Here is a 15,623-nt window from a genome sequence, read left to right as displayed (position 1 = left end):
AGAAGTGCATGCTTGAAAAGCGTATCCGCAACGCGTCCCTCTTGAACCGGATCGTCAGCGCTGAAGAGGCCGCCAGTCTCATTCAGGATGGCATGACTGTCGGCATGAGCGGCTTCACGCGCGCCGGCGAAGCCAAGGCGGTGCCGCTGGCGCTCGCCGAACGCGCCAAGTCGCATCCCATGAAGATCACCCTGATGACCGGCGCTTCCCTCGGCAACGATCTCGATAAGACCATGGTCGAGGCCGGCATGCTGGCGCGCCGCATGCCGTTCCAGTCCGATCCGGCTTTGCGCAAGGCGATCAATGACGGGAGGGTGATGTTCATCGATCAGCATCTTTCCGAAACGGTTGAGCAACTGCGTGGGGGTCAGATCCATGGCGTCGATGTCGCCATTGTCGAGGCCGTGGCAATCACGGCGGAAGGCGGCATCGTCCCCACCACCTCGGTCGGCAATTCCGCGAGCTTCGCCATTCTGGCCGATAAGGTCATCGTTGAGATCAACCTGTCGCAGCCCGAAGTGCTGGAGGGATTGCACGACATCTTCATTCCCGCCAAACGCCCGACCCGCATGCCCATCCCCGTCGTGGCGACGGATAGCCGTGTCGGCCTGCCATTCATTCCGGTGCCGCCGGAAAAGATCGCTGCCATCGTGCTGAGCGACAAGAGCGACAGTTTTTCAACGGTGCTGCCGCCGGATGACGAAACCAAGGCGATTGCCGGCCATCTCGCCGAGTTCCTGCTGAACGAGGTTCGTCATGGCCGTATGACCCACGAACTCCAGCCGCTTCAGGCCGGCATTGGCACCATTGCCAATGCGGTGATGCATGGTTTCATCGATACGCCGTTTCACGATCTCAAAATGTATTCGGAAGTCCTGCAGGATTCGACCTTCGAGCTTTTCGATGCCGGCAAGCTCACCTTCGCCTCCGGTTCGTCGATCACACTCTCCTCCGCCATGAACGAACGGGTCATGCCGCGGCTCGCCGATTACAAGAGCCGGCTGATCCTGCGTCCGCAGGAGGTCAGCAACCACCCGGAAGTCATCCGCCGCCTCGGCATCATTGGCATCAACACGGCGCTGGAATTCGATATTTATGGCAACGTCAATTCCACCCATGTCGGCGGAACGCACATGATGAACGGCATTGGCGGCTCGGGGGATTTCGCCCGCAACGCCTATATGTCGATCTTCGTCACCAAGTCGATCGCCAAGGGCGGGGCGATTTCCAGCGTTGTGCCGATGGTCAGTCATGTCGATCATACCGAACACGATGTGGATATTCTCGTCACCGAAATCGGTCTGGCCGATCTACGCGGGCTGGCTCCGCGTGAGCGGGCGGCGGTGGTCATCGAAAATTGCGTGCATCCCCGCTATCGCGATGCGTTGACGGATTATTACCAGCGGGCGGCGGCACGGGGCGGGCACACGCCGCATCTCATCGAGGAGGCGCTGTCCTGGCACAATGCGCTTCGGGAAAGAGGAACGATGTTGCCGCAGTAATAGGTCCCGCGCTCTTGCCGGCCGTCGAGTTTCCGGCCTGTCGGCCGGCAATTGGGTCTGTTTGGACACACCGGGGCGGAAAGTGTCCGCTGCTCGGCTTTGGTTGCTGGCGCGGCAGTTCCGCCTCCGGTAGAAAATTCTCTCCCCCTGGCTGTTATCCGGCTGCCTCTGGGTTGTAGGAGAGTGATGTGATGCCCATTCGCTTCGTGGCCGTAATTGCGATTGTCGCCCTGCTCGCCGGTTGCGGCGGGCGTCCCATCGGGGTCATGACGCCGACCGGGCAGACGGTGGCGGGAACTTCATCGGTGAACCTTCTGGTCGCCACCACGCGCGCACCTTCGGAAAACGCCGCCGTGCTTTTCGGCGGGGAGCGTGGGACCGGTTTGAAGGTCGATGCGGTAACGGTTTCCATTCCGCCCGCCGCCAACCGCAAGGTCGGGCAGGTGCAATGGCCGAAGAAGCTGCCGCCAAACCCGCTGAAGGACTTCACCACGGTGGCGGTGGAGCCCATTCGCTCCGAAGCGGAGACGAAAAGCTGGATCAACAAACATATCCAGAAGGACCGCCGCGTGCTGGTCTTCGTGCATGGTTTCAATAATCGTTACGAGGATTCCGTCTACCGTTTCGCCCAGATCGTCCATGATTCCGGCACGGATGTCGTGCCAGTGGTGTTCACCTGGCCGTCGCGAGCCAGCATTTTCGATTATAACTACGACAAGGAAAGCACCAACTACTCCCGCGATGCGCTGGAAGAGATGCTGACGCGTCTGGCCAAGGACAAGTCTATCGGCGAGGTCACGGTCATGGCGCATTCCATGGGCACCTGGCTTGCAGTGGAAGCGCTGCGCCAGATGGCCATCCGCAACGGCCGCGTCGATCCGAAGATCAGCAATGTCATTCTGGCCGCGCCGGATCTCGATGTGGACGTGTTCAGCCGGCAGTTCACAAGTCTCGGCAAGACGCCACCGAAATTCACCCTTTTCGTATCGCAGGATGACCGCGCGCTTAGCCTGTCGCGCCGCATTTCCGGCAATGTCGATCGTCTCGGCCAGATCGATCCCTCCGTCGAGCCCTATCGTAGCCAGCTGGAAAAGGCCGGCATCACCGTTCTCGATCTGACCAAGCTGCAATCCGGCGACCGCCTGAACCACGGTAAATTCGCCGAAAGCCCCGAGGTCGTGCGCCTGATCGGCGACCGCCTCATCGCCGGCCAGACGGTGACGGATTCCGATGTCGGTCTGGGTGAGGCGCTGGGAGCGGTCAGCATCGGTGCTGCGCAAACCGTCGGAACGGCAGCCAGCGTGGTGGTCAGCGCACCGATTGCGGTCTTCGATCCGCGCACGCGGGAAAATTACGGCAGGCAGGTTGAACGGCTTGGACGCTCCGTCGAAAATACCGTCGGATCGGTGGGCGATACCGCCGGCTCCGTGGTGGATGATCAGACGGTTCAGAGTTCGAGAGTGAATTGCGATGCCGCCGCCAATCGCAATCGGACAGAGTGCCGGAACCGCTAAACTACGATGCGTGCGAGGGCGCGAAAACGCTAAGCGCTTTTTGTCGTTACGCTCCGCAGATTTGTATACAGTTTGTATTTTTATCTGTATGGTCGGGTCAACAACCCAACTTCCGGAGTAAGACCCCATGCGTTGGAAACGCACCCTTCAGCTTCTCGATGTCCATTGCGAAGGCGAAATCGGCCGTGTCGTCACTGGTGGCGCACCGAAAATTCCCGGCAACACCGTCGCTGAGCAACTTCACTGGATGAATACGGACCCGCAGGGGGAGGCGCTCCGCCGCTTCCTGACGCTCGAACCGCGCGGCACGCCAATGGGGTCGGTCAATCTTCTCCTGCCGCCGAAGCATCCGGATGCACATGCCGCATTCGTCATCCTCCAGCCGGATCAGGCGCATGCCAGCTCCGGCTCCAATTCCATCTGCGCCACCACAGCTCTGCTGGAAAGCGGCATGGTGGAAATGCAGGAACCGGAAACCGTCATCATTCTGGAAACGGCGGCCGGTCTGGTGAAGGCCACGGCCACCTGCCGCGACGGGCGCTGCGAAAAGGTCAAGCTGACCATGGTGCCGTCCTTCGTGCATGAGCTGGATGTCAGCATCGACACCCCCGAATGGGGCAGGGTGACGATGGATATTTCCTATGGCGGTATTTTTTACGCGCTGGTCGATGTGCGCCAGATCGGTCTCACCATCGAGAAGGCCAATGCTGCGAAACTCGTTGCCGCCGGCATGACTCTGAAGGACCTCGTCAACCGTGAAATGACGGTCGTTCATCCGGAAATCCCTGCCATATCAGGCGTTGCCTATGTGATGTTCCGCGATATGGATGCCGATGGTTCGATCCGTACCTGCACCACCATGTGGCCGGGCAGGGCGGATCGCTCCCCCTGTGGCACCGGCAATTCCGCCAATCTCGCCACGCTTTATGCGCGCGGCAAGGTGAAGGTGGGAGACGAATATAAATCCCGTTCGATTATCGGTTCGGAATTCGACGTCGGCCTCTCCGCCGTCACCGAGGTGGCGGGCTGTCCGGCCGTCATTCCCACCATTGCCGGGCGTGGCTTTACCTTCGGCCTTCATCAGGTCGGTCTCGATCCCTTCGACCCCTTTGCGGACGGGTTCGCGATGACGGATGTATGGGGTCCTGAAGCGGGCGGCATCTGAGGCAGGCTTCAAAAAAATGACATTTACAGCCGCCGGATGACCTCTGGCGGCTGTTTTCCCGCGACAAAAGATGCTAAGCGGGCGCAATTCCATCATGCTCCGAGGTATCCCGATGAAGTCGCTCACCCTGCGCCGCCCTGATGACTGGCACCTGCATCTGCGTGATGGCGCCATGCTGGAAGGGGTGATCGGGGATACGAGCCGTCATTTCGCCCGCGCCATCATCATGCCGAACCTGGTGCCGCCGGTCGTCACCACCGCCGATGCCCGCGCCTATCGCGAACGCATCGTCAAGGCGATCCCGGCGGGTGATCGTTTCGAGCCGCTGATGACCCTATACCTCACTGAGGATACTGTTGCCGACGATGTGGAAGAAGGCAAAAAAAGCGGCCTCATCACTGCCGTCAAACTCTATCCTGCGGGCGCGACCACCAATTCCCACGGCGGCGTGCGCGATTTCAACAAGGCGATGCCGGTTCTGGAGCACATGGCGAAGATCGGCCTGCCGCTCTGCGTGCATGGCGAGGTGACGACGCCGGAGGTCGATATTTTCGACCGCGAGAAGGCCTTCATCGATACGGTTCTCGAGCCCCTGCGCCAGCGCCTGCCGGAACTGAAGGTGACGATGGAGCACATCACCACCAGCGACGGCGTGGACTACATCAAGTCGTCCAAGGCCAATCTGGCCGGTTCCATCACCACCCACCATCTCATCATCAACCGCAACGCCATTCTGGTCGGTGGTATCAAGCCGCATTATTATTGCCTGCCGGTCGCCAAGCGCGAGGAGCACCGGCTGGCGCTGCGTGCAGCCGCGACTTCGGGTGATGCGCGCTTCTTTCTCGGCACGGATTCCGCCCCGCATGTCGATCCGCTGAAGGAATGCGCCTGCGGCTGCGCCGGTATCTATACCTCCATCAACACCATGAGCTGCCTTGCCCATGTCTTCGAGGACGAAAATGCCCTCGACAAACTGGAAGCCTTCGCCTCGCTCAACGGTCCCGCTTGGTATGGGCTCGCGCCGAATGAGGAGACGATCACGCTGGTGAAACGTGAGGAAGCGGTTTCCTTCCCCGAAAAGATCGAGACGGGCGCCGGGCCGGTGACCGTATTCGACCCGATGTTCCCGCTCCATTGGGACGTAAGTTGATTTATTGAAAACCGCCGGCATTGCCGGCGGTTTTGTTATGGTCCTCTGGCATCCGCCCATAAATTCCGGTGCCGCCCGAGGATGCTTGCAATGCTGAACCGAGATGTTGTGCTTCCGAAAACCAGCCCCGGTTTTCGGAGCGATAAACCAAGGCCGAAAAGGAGAACGCCCATGAACCATTTCACATTCACCGACCGCACCGTCGTCGCGGAACTGGTTGCGAAGATGTTGTGGGAAATCAAGGCGGTCCACTTCAATTCCGAAAGCCCCTACACCTTCGCTTCGGGCATGAAGAGCCCTGTCTATATCGACATGCGCAAGCTCATCTCGTTCCCGCGTATCCGCTCGGCGGCCATGGATTTCGCGGCGGCAGCCGTGATGCGCGAGGCCGGTTTTGAGAAATTCGACTGTGTCGCCGGTGGTGAAACGGCGGGCATTCCCTTTGCCGCTTTCCTCGCTGAGCGCCTTGGCCTGCCGATGATCTATTGCCGCAAGAAGCCGAAAGGCCATGGCCGCAACGCCCAGATCGAAGGCCACATGCCAGAGGGCGCACGCGTTCTCGTCATCGAGGATCTGACGACGGCCGGCGGCTCAATGTTCACCTTCATCGACGCCATTCGCGCGGCGGGTGGCATTGTCGATCACGGCATTGCACTGTTTTATTACGGCATCTTCGAAGAGGCCGAAGCGCGCTTCGCCAATGGCAATGTCAAGCTGCACTATCTGACCACCTGGCGCGATGTTCTGGCGGTCGCACGGGCTGAAAAACTGTTCGATGAAAAGACGCTGTCGGGGGTTGAAGCCTTCCTCGATAACCCGCTGCCCTGGTCTGCCAAGCACGGCGGCGTCAGCGAATTGCCGCAATCTTAATTTCGGATGCGGCCAGTCGGCTTGTGGCTGGCCTTCCGATCGATCTTCGTCTAAATCGATTTAAGTTCATTTGATTTGCTGTTTTGAGGAGGACCGTAATGATCCTGTGTTGTGGTGAAGCCCTGATTGACATGCTGCCCCGGCAGACGACGCTGGGTGAGGCGGGTTTCGCACCCTATGCAGGCGGAGCGGTCTTCAACACGGCAATTGCGCTGGGGCGTCTCGGCGTCCCATCCGCTTTCTTTACGGGTCTTTCCGATGACATGATGGGCGATATCCTGCGGGAAACCCTGCGGGCAAGCCATGTCGATTTCAGCTATTGCGCAACGCTGTCGCGGCCGACCACCATCGCTTTCGTCAAGTTGATCGATGGCCATGCCACCTACGCATTTTATGACGAGAATACCGCCGGCCGGATGATCACCGAGGCGGAGCTTCCGGCATTGGGTGCCGATTGCGAGGCGCTGCATTTCGGCGCGATCAGCCTCATTCCCGAACCCTGCGGCAGCACCTACGAGGCGCTGATGACGCGCGAGCGCGAAAGCCGCGTCATCTCGCTCGACCCGAATATCCGCCCCGGTTTCATCAAGGACAAGCAGTCGCATATGGCCCGCATCCGCCGTATGGCCGCCATGTCGGATATTGTGAAGTTCTCGGATGAGGACCTCGCCTGGTTCGGTCTGGAAGGCGATGAGGATACGCTCGCCCGCCACTGGCTGCATCATGGCGCGAAACTGGTCGTCATCACCCGGGGTGCCAAGGGGGCTGTGGGTTATGCTGCCAATCTCAAGGTGGAAGTGGCCTCCGAACGGGTCGAAGTCGTTGATACCGTCGGTGCCGGTGATACTTTCGACGCCGGCATTCTCGCCTCGCTGAAAATGCAGGGCCTTCTGACCAAGGCGCAGGTTGCCGCGCTCAATGAAGAGCAGATCAGGAAGGCTTTGGCGTTGGGTGCAAAAGCCGCTGCGGTCACTGTCTCGCGGGCTGGCGCAAATCCGCCTTTTGCGCATGAAATCGGGCTTTGAGCATGGCTGTCTAACGCTTGATCTGCGTCCGGAATATTGTGGTTCTGAGGACGGGGGCGTATTCTCGTCCCAATTGCATCGCCGCGGATGAGACTATGGCTCCGTTGACCCCACCACCCAGGATCAGGCTTTCGCGGTTGCGGGATATTGGTTGGTCCGTGTGGGACCCAATTGGACTTATGCCGGCGGGAGAAAACTGGAACGACGCCGGCAACCTGTGTTTTGCGGATGAATACGACAACTACCTGATTGCGGCCGCAGGCCAATTGCGCAGAGGTATCGCTGCCGCTGAAGTCGCCGATTATCTGGTGGGAATCGAGGCCGAACATATGGCCCTTGGTGAAACGCCCGGATGCCGCGAAAGAGCATTGGCGGTTGTAGCCGCAATCAATGCGGACCCGCAGCTTTGGACCTTGCCCGAAGGTCAGGATGTCGCTGTTTGAGGCGGGGCATTTTCGGCAGAGCCGCTGCGCGCGCGGTCAATACCCTAAAAAACCGGTATTCGAAGATCAAAAACCTTGTGTCCGCCGGTTTTTCGCGAAACAAGCGTCGCATGAGTGTTCCCAATATCCATCCTTTCGATTTCGACCCCAGCTACGGCATGCAGCGCGAACAGTTGCTGGCCATCACCCCGCCCGAAGCGCCACCGGGTTTTGATGATTTCTGGCAGAAGCGTTATCGTCGCGCGCTCGCCACGGACCCGCGGCCGGTGCTGCGCAAGAGCAGGCTCAGCCATCCGCGCTGGCATGTCCTTGATGTCAGCTACACCTCCACCGGCGGTTTCCGCATCGGCGGGTGGATGCTTTTGCCGCGCGAAGGCCAGGTGCGCCGCGGCCTCGTCGTCGGCCATGGTTATGGTGGGCGCTCCGAGCCTGATTTTGAAGTGCCAGTGGAAGAAACGGCAGTCCTTTTTCCCTGTTTTCGCGGTCTCTCGCTAAGCGCCTGTCCGCCGATTTCTTCGGAATCGGCCCTCCATGTTCTCTACAATATCGACAGGAAAGACGATTACATCATCGGTGGCTGTGTCGATGATCTGTGGGTTGCCGTTTCGACGCTCGTGAGCCTTTACCCCTGGCTGGAAGGGCAGGTGGGGTATAGCGGCATCAGTTTCGGCGGCGGCATCGGAGCGCTGGCGATACCATTTGATGAGCGCATCGACCGCGGCCATCTGGTGGTGCCGACATTCGGGCATAGGCCGTTCTGGCTGACATTGCCCACCGTTGGCAGTGCGAATTCGGTTCAGTCATACCAGAAGGCCCATCCGAATGTCCTCGAAACCTTGCGTTTCTTCGATGCCGCCTGTGCCGCCTCCCGCATAAAAGTGCCGATGCTGGTTGCGCCGGCGCTTTTCGATCCATCGGTGGCGCCGCCCTGTCAGTTCGCCGTGGCCAATGCGCTGCCGCACTCAAAATTTAATGAAATCTTCATCCTCGACGCCGGGCATTTCGATTACCCTGACAGCGCATCGCAAGATGCGGTCCATAAGGACAAGGTCAGACGGTTTTTCAAGGTGCCATGAAACGCGAATATCTCCGTTGGTTTAGTCACAGGCTCCATCGCGACATGGAGCTCCTGATATTCGGTCATGCCGGCGCCAAGGTGCTGATGTTTCCCACCCGGGACGGGCGTTTCTTCGAATATGAAGAACTGGGGCTTGTCGGTAGTCTGGCCGACAAGCTGGAGGCAGGCCATCTCCAGCTTTATTGCATTGAGGGGCTGGCCACAGAGACCTTTTATGCGGCCCATCATCACCCGGCCGACCGCATCCGCCGCCATGCCGCCTTCGAAGACTATATTCTCAGCGAAGTGCTGCCACTGATGGCCGAGAAAAATTCCCATACCGATACCATCGTTCATGGCTGCAGCCTCGGTGCGTTTCAGGCCGCCAGTCTCGTTTTTCGCCACCCGCATCTGTTTCGCAAACTCGTCGCCTTTTCCGGCCGTTACGACCTGACGATGAAGGTGGAGTCCTTCGGCGACCTGTTCGACGGCTATTACGACGATGACGTCTATTTCCACATGCCAAGCCATTTCCTGCCGGGACTTGCCTGCCCGCGGCGGCTCGAACACCTGCGCCGCATCGACATGGTTTTCACCATCGGCGATGCAGACCCGTTTCTCGACAACAACCATCATCTGAGTCGGGTTCTATCCGACAAGCAGGTGGGCCATCAGATGCATGTCTGGGAGGGGCGCGCCCACCGGGCGGGTGCGTGGCGCAAGATGGCGGCGCTTTATATTTGAAGCCGCCGCATTAAAAAAGCCGGAAGTGTCCTCCCGGCTTTCCTTAGATCGAGGTGCGGATATTTTACCCGGCCAGACCCGCCAACGCCTTTACCAGGCCCTGCGTCGAGCTGTCATGTCCGGCAGCGCTTTCCTTACCTTCCACGACCGGAAGTAGGCCGGTCGCCAGTTCCTTGCCAAGCTCCACACCCCACTGGTCGAAGGAGTTGATGCGGAACAGCACGCCTTCCACAAAGACGCGGTGCTCATAAAGCGCGATCAGGCGGCCAAGCGCGAAAGGCGTCAGTGTGTCGTAGACGAAGGTGATGGAGGGGCGGTTGCCCGTGAAGACGCGGTGCGGCGCGATGAAATCGGCCTTTTTGTCGTCCATGCCCTTGGAGGTGAGCTGCTCCTTGGCCTCGGCCAGCGTGCGGCCCTTCATCAGTGCTTCCGATTGCGCCAGGCAATTGGCGATGAGAAGCTGGTGCTGGTGGCGCAACTCGGGCTCGAAACCGTTGGCGGCGATCATGAATTCCGCCGGAATGACGCTCGTGCCCTGATGGATCAGCTGGTAGAAGGCGTGCTGGCCGTTGGTGCCGGGTTCGCCCCAGACAACCGGGCCGGACTGGCCTTCGACCGGCGTGCCGTCGATGGTAACACCCTTGCCGTTCGATTCCATGTCGAGCTGCTGCAGATAGGCGGGGAAACGCGACAGCCGCTGGTCATAGGGCAGGATCGCCCGTGTCGAATAATTCAGCACGTTGCGGTGATAAAACCCGATGAGACCGAGCAGCATCGGCAGGTTTTCGCGGATTGGCGCCTCGCGGAAATGCTTGTCCATCGCATGCGCGCCATCCAGGAACTTGCCGAAATTGTCCGGCCCGATGGCGATCATCAACGGCAGGCCGATGGCCGACCAGATCGAATAACGACCACCCACCCAGTCCCAGAAACCGAAGATGCGGTCGCTTTCGATACCGAAGGCGGCGACTTTGTCCAGCGCGGTGGAAACAGCGGCGAAGTGGTGCTTTACGGCCTCTTCACCCAGCTTCTCGGCGATGAAGCGGCGCGCGGTGGCGGCATTCGTCATCGTTTCGATGGTGGTGAAGGTCTTTGATGCGACGATGAAGAGCGAGGTTTCCGGGTCGAGCAGCTTCAGCGTATCGGCAATATGTGCGCCGTCGATGTTGGAAACGAAATGTGCCCGAGGACCGTCATGGAAAGGCGCGAGCGCCAGCGTCACCATGACGGGGCCGAGATCGGAGCCGCCAATGCCGATATTGACGACGTCGGTAATCTTCTTGCCGGTCGCACCTTTCAGGGAGCCGGAACGGATTGCATCGGCAAACCTGCCCATGGCGGCGAGAACGCCGTTCACGTCAGGCATCACATCCTTGCCGTCAACGAGAACGGGCGTGTTGGAGCGGTTGCGCAGGGCGGTGTGGAGAACCGCGCGGCCTTCGGTGAAGTTGATCTCCTTGCCGGAGAACATCTCCTCGCGCTTGGCCTCGACACCGCCGTCGCGGGCCAGCTGTTCGAGAAGCGTCACGATCTCCTCGTTGACGGCGCATTTGGAATAATCCATCAGCAGGTCATCGAATTTGGCGCTGAAACGGCTGAATCTCTTGTCGTCGGCCGCAAACGCGGCGCGAAGATCGGTTGCGGCTGTGCTGCTTGCCGTTGCTTTGAGTTTTTCGATGGTGGCCTGCATCATGTGCTCCTCGGCTTCCGTGGAAGGATGAGGAAACTATTCTTTTTCAGGCGGCCAAATCAAGGCGACTTTGATAAAGAAAAGGGCGGGCATAAAAGAAAAGAGCCGGTCGCCCGGCTCTCGTCATTCGCTTCGAGCGCTCAGTTCAGATTGCGCAATTCGCGCCGCAAAATCTTGCCGACATTGGATTTCGGCAGCTCGGTGCGGAACTCGATGATCTTCGGCCGTTTGTAGTTTGTCAGGTTCTTGGCGCAGAAGGCCTTGAGTTCCGCTTCCGTCAGCGATTGATCCTTCTTGACGACGAAAAGTTTGACGGTTTCGCCGGAATGTTCGTCCGGAACACCGATTGCGGCGCATTCCAGCACGCCCGGATGGCTGGCCGCCACTTCCTCCACCTCGTTTGGATAGACGTTGAAACCGGAGACGAGGATCATGTCCTTCTTGCGGTCGACGATCTTGGTGTAACCGCGCTCGTCCATGAACCCCATGTCGCCGGAGCGGAAGAAGCCGTCGGCGGTCATGGCTTTTGCGGTTTCATCCGGCCGTTGCCAATAACCGGCCATGACCTGCGGGCCGCGAATGCAAATCTCGCCAACTTCACCCATAGGCAGGCTGTTGCCATCATCGTCGCGAATGTCGATCTCCGTCGATGAAAGCGGCAGGCCGATTGTGCCGCTAAACTCCTGGGAATCGAGGCGATTGACCGTCGCCACCGGCGATGTTTCGGAGAGACCGTAGCCTTCCGCAATCGGGCAGCCCACCACGGAAAGCCAGCGTTCCGCGACCGGTCTTTGCACGGCCATGCCGCCACCGAGAACGAGGATGAGCGACGACAGGTCGAGCTTGCGGAAATCCTCATTGTTCATCAGCGCGTTGAAAAGCGTGTTGATGCCCGGAAAAATATGCGGCTGATAATGCGACAGTTCTTTGACGAAGCCGGGAATATCGCGCGGGTTGGCGATCAGCAGATTGTGGCCGCCGAGCGCGATACCCATCAGCGAATTCACCGTCAGCGCGAAAATGTGGCAGAGCGGCAGCGCGCAGATGAAGTTGAGGACCTCGGGACGATCGTTGCGGCTGCTGAAGGCGGCGTCCAGCCACAGGCTGATCTGCGCCTTGTTGGCCAGAAGATTGGCGTGGGTAAGAATCGCGCCTTTGGAGACGCCCGTCGTACCGCCGGTATATTGCAGGAAGGCGATATCCTGAGCCGTGAGGCCGACGGACTTCAGGGAAAATCCCTGGCCTTCCTTCAACACCGCCTTGAAGCTGATCGAGCCGGGGATCGCATAGGCGGGCACGAGCTTCTTCACCTTGCGAACGACAAGATTGACGATATGTCCCTTGAAGCCGAGAAGATCACCCATGGCTGCGACGACGACATGCCGCACGGCGGTTTTCGGCACCGCCTGCTGCGCCACATGGGCGAAGTTTTCCAGCACGAACAGCGCCTTTGCGCCGGAGTCCTTCAGCTGGTGTTCCAGTTCACGCGGTGTGTAGAGCGGATTGACGTTGACCACGATCATGCCCGCCCGCAGGATTCCGTAAACCGCGACGGGATTTTGCAGGATGTTCGGCATCATCACCGCAACCCGGTCGCCCTTTTCCAGCCCTCTGGATTGCAGCCAGGCGGCCACAGCGCGGGTTTGAGCGTCCAGCTCCCGGTAGGTCAGCGATTTCCCCATGCTGGAAAAGGCTTTGCGGTCGGCAAATTTTACGCAGCTCTTTTCAAGAAGGTCTACAAGCGAGGCGTTGGCCGATACGGGGATCTCGGAAGGGACGCCCGGCGGATAGGACGACAGCCAACGCTTTTCTACGCTGACATTTTCCGGCTGTCCCAGGGACAATTCACTCATGCTTCTCCTCCCAGAGTCTTTTTCGCGCCGTGCATTCGGTGGAATGCATCAAGGCCGCTTTAGGCTTCGTGATGATCATGAAGCTCCCGCAACCAGCCGCATATCGGCGAGATAGAAGGAACCACATGTGCGCCACCGGATCGACCGCTCCTCCCGCTCCCCGGTGACGAATGATAGACGCGGAATCCCCTGACGTCCATCATATCGGTAAAGCCTATTTAACTCTAACGTAAACGTCAATATTGCTGCCGCACATCTCGCGCCCTCGTGAATGGAAAGGGGTTTTGTGCGATTTTTTGACTTTAATCCTGATTTGAGCGATCAACATAATTCGCAAAGCAGGGCAGGATTGGAAATGGCAGGCAGCGCAGCGCTTGAACTGAAATCGATTGGGAAAAGATTCGGTGATACGGAGGTCTTGTCCGATATCGACCTGTCCGTCGAACGCGGCGAAATTATTTGTCTGGTTGGACGGTCGGGCTGTGGAAAATCGACCTTGCTGCGGATCGTTGCGGGTGTGGAGACGCCAGACCATGGCAGCGTTTCTTTGAATGGTGCGGTCGTTGCCGGTTCGACTGCTTTCGTTGAGCCGGAAAAACGCAATATCGGCTTTGTCTTTCAGGACTATGCGTTGTTCCCGCATCTCACCGTCGAGCAGAATGTGATGTTCGGCCTCAGAACCCTGCCCAAGACGGAGGCCCGTCGCCGTGCGGCAGAGATGATCGAGCACGTGCATCTGCAGGAGTTAGCCAAGCGCTATCCGCATACGCTTTCGGGCGGTGAGCAGCAGCGTGTGGCGCTTGCCCGCGCGCTCGCCCCGCAGCCCGGCCTGTTGCTGATGGATGAGCCTTTCTCCAATCTGGACAGGGGATTGCGCGACAATGTGCGCGAGGAGACGCTGGGTCTTCTGCGGCAACTGGGTACGACGGCGATCATGGTCACCCATGATCCGGAAGAGGCGCTGTCCGCTGGCGATCGCGTGGTGCTGATGCAGCGCGGGCGTATCGTGCAGAGCGGTACGGGTTACGAAATCCACGACCATCCCAAAAGCCGCTATGCCGCCGATTTTTTCTGCGCCTTCAACAAGATCGAAGGCCGGGTGAGGCAGGGGCGCGTTGAAACGCCGCTCGGGCCTCTGGGCGACGCTTCCGACCTGCCGGAAGGTCTTGCCGCCGTCGCCTATGTGCGCCCCAACGCGATTTCGATCATTGAGGACAGCGCGGCGAAAGAGGGGATCGCGGGTGAAATATCGAGCCGCGTTTTTCTCGGCGAGATCGAGCAACTCGGCATCGCCGTGCCAGGCCTGCCGGGAGACCTGCGTGTCAGGACGATGCAGCGCACGCCCGCCAAAACGAGCGCCGTGCGTTTTGGCATCGATCCCAAGGGCGTCCTGATATTTACTTGAAGTTGAATGAGCGGATTTGCATGTTTATTTCCGCTCTATTTTCAACTCTTGGTGATCAAATCCCGCCTGAAAACGGCTAAATAAAACTTGATTTGATCCATCATGTATGATGTTTGCTCCCTCTATATTGCCTGCCATCGAAGAGGGAGACGACCATGACGAAATTTGCCAAACTTGCTCTGCTTGCCAGCACCGTTGCTTTTGCAGCCGGTTCGGTCAGCGCTGCGGAACTCAACATCTACACCACCAGAGAGCCGGGCCTGATCCAGCCCCTGCTGGAATCTTTCACCGCGTCGAGCGGCGTCAAGGTCAACACCGTGTTCCTGAAGGACGGTCTGGCTGAGCGCGTTCTGAGCGAGGGCGCAAGCTCGCCTGCTGACGTCCTGATGACGGTGGATGCCGGCAATCTCGTTGATCTCGCCGAAAAGGGCGTTACCCAGGCGGTCGAATCCGAAACCCTGACCAAGGCTGTCCCGGCTGAACTTCGCGACGCCAAGGGTCACTGGTTCGCGCTTTCCATGCGCGCCCGCGTTCTTTATGCGGCGAAGGATGTCGATCTCGCATCCTTCAACTATGAAGATCTCGCCGACGCCAAGTGGAAGGGCAAGGTCTGCATTCGCGCCGGCCAGCACCCTTACAACACAGCACTGTTCGCCGACTACATCGCCCATTATGGCGCAGCCGACACTGAAAAGTGGCTTGCCGGCGTCAAGGACAATCTGGCCCGCAAGGCAGGCGGCGGCGACCGTGACGTTGCCAAGGACATCCTCGGCGGCATTTGCGATATCGGTATCGCCAACTCCTACTACGTCGGCCTGATGCGCTCGGGCAAGGGCGGCGAAGAGCAGGTGAAGTGGGGCGACGCCATCAAGGTGGTTCTGCCGACGTTCAAGAATGGCGGTACGCAGGTCAACATCTCGGGCGCGGCTGTGGCCAAGAACGCTCCGAACAAGGCTGAAGCCGTCAAGCTTCTGGAATATCTCGTCTCTGACGAAGCCCAGAAGATCTATGCTGAAGCCAACTACGAATATCCGGTCAAGCAGGGTGCGGCTCTCAACGAGATCGTCGCCTCCTTCGGCACCCTGAAGATCGACAACAAGCCGCTGACGGAAATCGTCTCGCACCGCAAGCAGGCGAGCGAACTGGTCGACAAGGTCGGCTTCGACAAGTAAAGGCCAATTGGCAACAACAAGCTGGAAGGCGTT

Annotated in this window: 13 protein-coding genes; 11 read left to right on the top strand and 2 right to left on the bottom strand. The window is 59.3% G+C overall.

The window, feature by feature from the left end:
- The first annotated feature begins 8 nt into the window (after positions 1–8).
- The 9 genes from DXT96_RS13330 (at position 9) to DXT96_RS13290 (ending at position 9,470) form a co-directional block, all read left to right on the top strand.
- Positions 9–1,502 (top strand): acetyl-CoA hydrolase/transferase family protein, encoded by a 1,494-nt coding sequence (locus DXT96_RS13330; protein WP_149898446.1) that lies wholly within the window; start codon positions 9–11, stop codon positions 1,500–1,502.
- A gap of 191 nt (positions 1,503–1,693) precedes the next feature.
- Complete coding sequence (locus DXT96_RS13325) at positions 1,694–3,016, top strand: alpha/beta hydrolase (RefSeq protein WP_149898447.1); 1,323 nt, start codon at positions 1,694–1,696, stop codon at positions 3,014–3,016.
- Positions 3,017–3,143: 127 nt separating this feature from the next.
- Positions 3,144–4,181, top strand: a complete 1,038-nt coding sequence (locus tag DXT96_RS13320) for a 4-hydroxyproline epimerase (RefSeq protein ID WP_153515168.1) — start codon at positions 3,144–3,146, stop codon at positions 4,179–4,181.
- A gap of 112 nt (positions 4,182–4,293) precedes the next feature.
- Entirely contained in the window at positions 4,294–5,331 is a 1,038-nt protein-coding gene (gene pyrC, locus DXT96_RS13315) for a dihydroorotase (protein WP_153515167.1), read from the top strand.
- Positions 5,332–5,502: 171 nt separating this feature from the next.
- Complete coding sequence (locus tag DXT96_RS13310; RefSeq protein WP_006310650.1) at positions 5,503–6,201, top strand: orotate phosphoribosyltransferase; 699 nt, start codon at positions 5,503–5,505, stop codon at positions 6,199–6,201.
- A gap of 98 nt (positions 6,202–6,299) precedes the next feature.
- Positions 6,300–7,226 (top strand): carbohydrate kinase, encoded by a 927-nt coding sequence (locus DXT96_RS13305; protein ID WP_153515166.1) that lies wholly within the window; start codon positions 6,300–6,302, stop codon positions 7,224–7,226.
- 158 nt (positions 7,227–7,384) lie between these two features.
- Complete coding sequence (locus tag DXT96_RS13300; protein WP_336510800.1) at positions 7,385–7,669, top strand: hypothetical protein; 285 nt, start codon at positions 7,385–7,387, stop codon at positions 7,667–7,669.
- 110 nt (positions 7,670–7,779) lie between these two features.
- Positions 7,780–8,745: an acetylxylan esterase gene (locus DXT96_RS13295; RefSeq protein ID WP_153515164.1), complete on the top strand. Its 966-nt coding sequence runs from the start codon at positions 7,780–7,782 to the stop codon at positions 8,743–8,745.
- The gene (locus DXT96_RS13290; RefSeq protein WP_153515163.1) at positions 8,742–9,470 is read left to right on the top strand and encodes an esterase family protein; all 729 of its coding nucleotides are present in this window, start codon (positions 8,742–8,744) and stop codon (positions 9,468–9,470) included. Before DXT96_RS13295 ends, DXT96_RS13290 begins: the two co-directional genes overlap by 4 nt.
- Before the next feature lie 64 nt (positions 9,471–9,534).
- Here the strand turns inward: DXT96_RS13290 and pgi are convergent, their stop codons facing one another.
- Positions 9,535–11,160, bottom strand: coding sequence for a glucose-6-phosphate isomerase (pgi, locus tag DXT96_RS13285; RefSeq protein WP_153515354.1), 1,626 nt, complete (start codon positions 11,158–11,160; stop codon positions 9,535–9,537).
- 140 nt (positions 11,161–11,300) lie between these two features.
- Complete coding sequence (locus DXT96_RS13280; protein ID WP_149898455.1) at positions 11,301–13,013, bottom strand: long-chain fatty acid--CoA ligase; 1,713 nt, start codon at positions 13,011–13,013, stop codon at positions 11,301–11,303.
- Between the two features lie 355 nt (positions 13,014–13,368).
- Between DXT96_RS13280 and DXT96_RS13275 the strand changes: the two genes are divergently transcribed.
- Together DXT96_RS13275 and DXT96_RS13270 are read left to right on the top strand one after the other, a co-directional pair.
- Positions 13,369–14,418 carry an ABC transporter ATP-binding protein gene (locus tag DXT96_RS13275; protein WP_149898456.1) on the top strand — a complete coding sequence of 350 codons (1,050 nt, stop codon included), beginning with the start codon at positions 13,369–13,371 and terminating at the stop codon, positions 14,416–14,418.
- A 155-nt stretch (positions 14,419–14,573) separates the two neighbouring features.
- Positions 14,574–15,590: an extracellular solute-binding protein gene (locus DXT96_RS13270; protein WP_149898457.1), complete on the top strand. Its 1,017-nt coding sequence runs from the start codon at positions 14,574–14,576 to the stop codon at positions 15,588–15,590.
- Positions 15,591–15,623 lie beyond the last annotated feature (33 nt).

The sequence above is a fragment of the Agrobacterium sp. ICMP 6402 genome, from assembly GCF_009498615.1.
Taxonomy (GTDB): Bacteria; Pseudomonadota; Alphaproteobacteria; order Rhizobiales; family Rhizobiaceae; genus Agrobacterium; species Agrobacterium burrii.
This window is presented reverse-complemented; position numbering and strand designations above follow the sequence as displayed.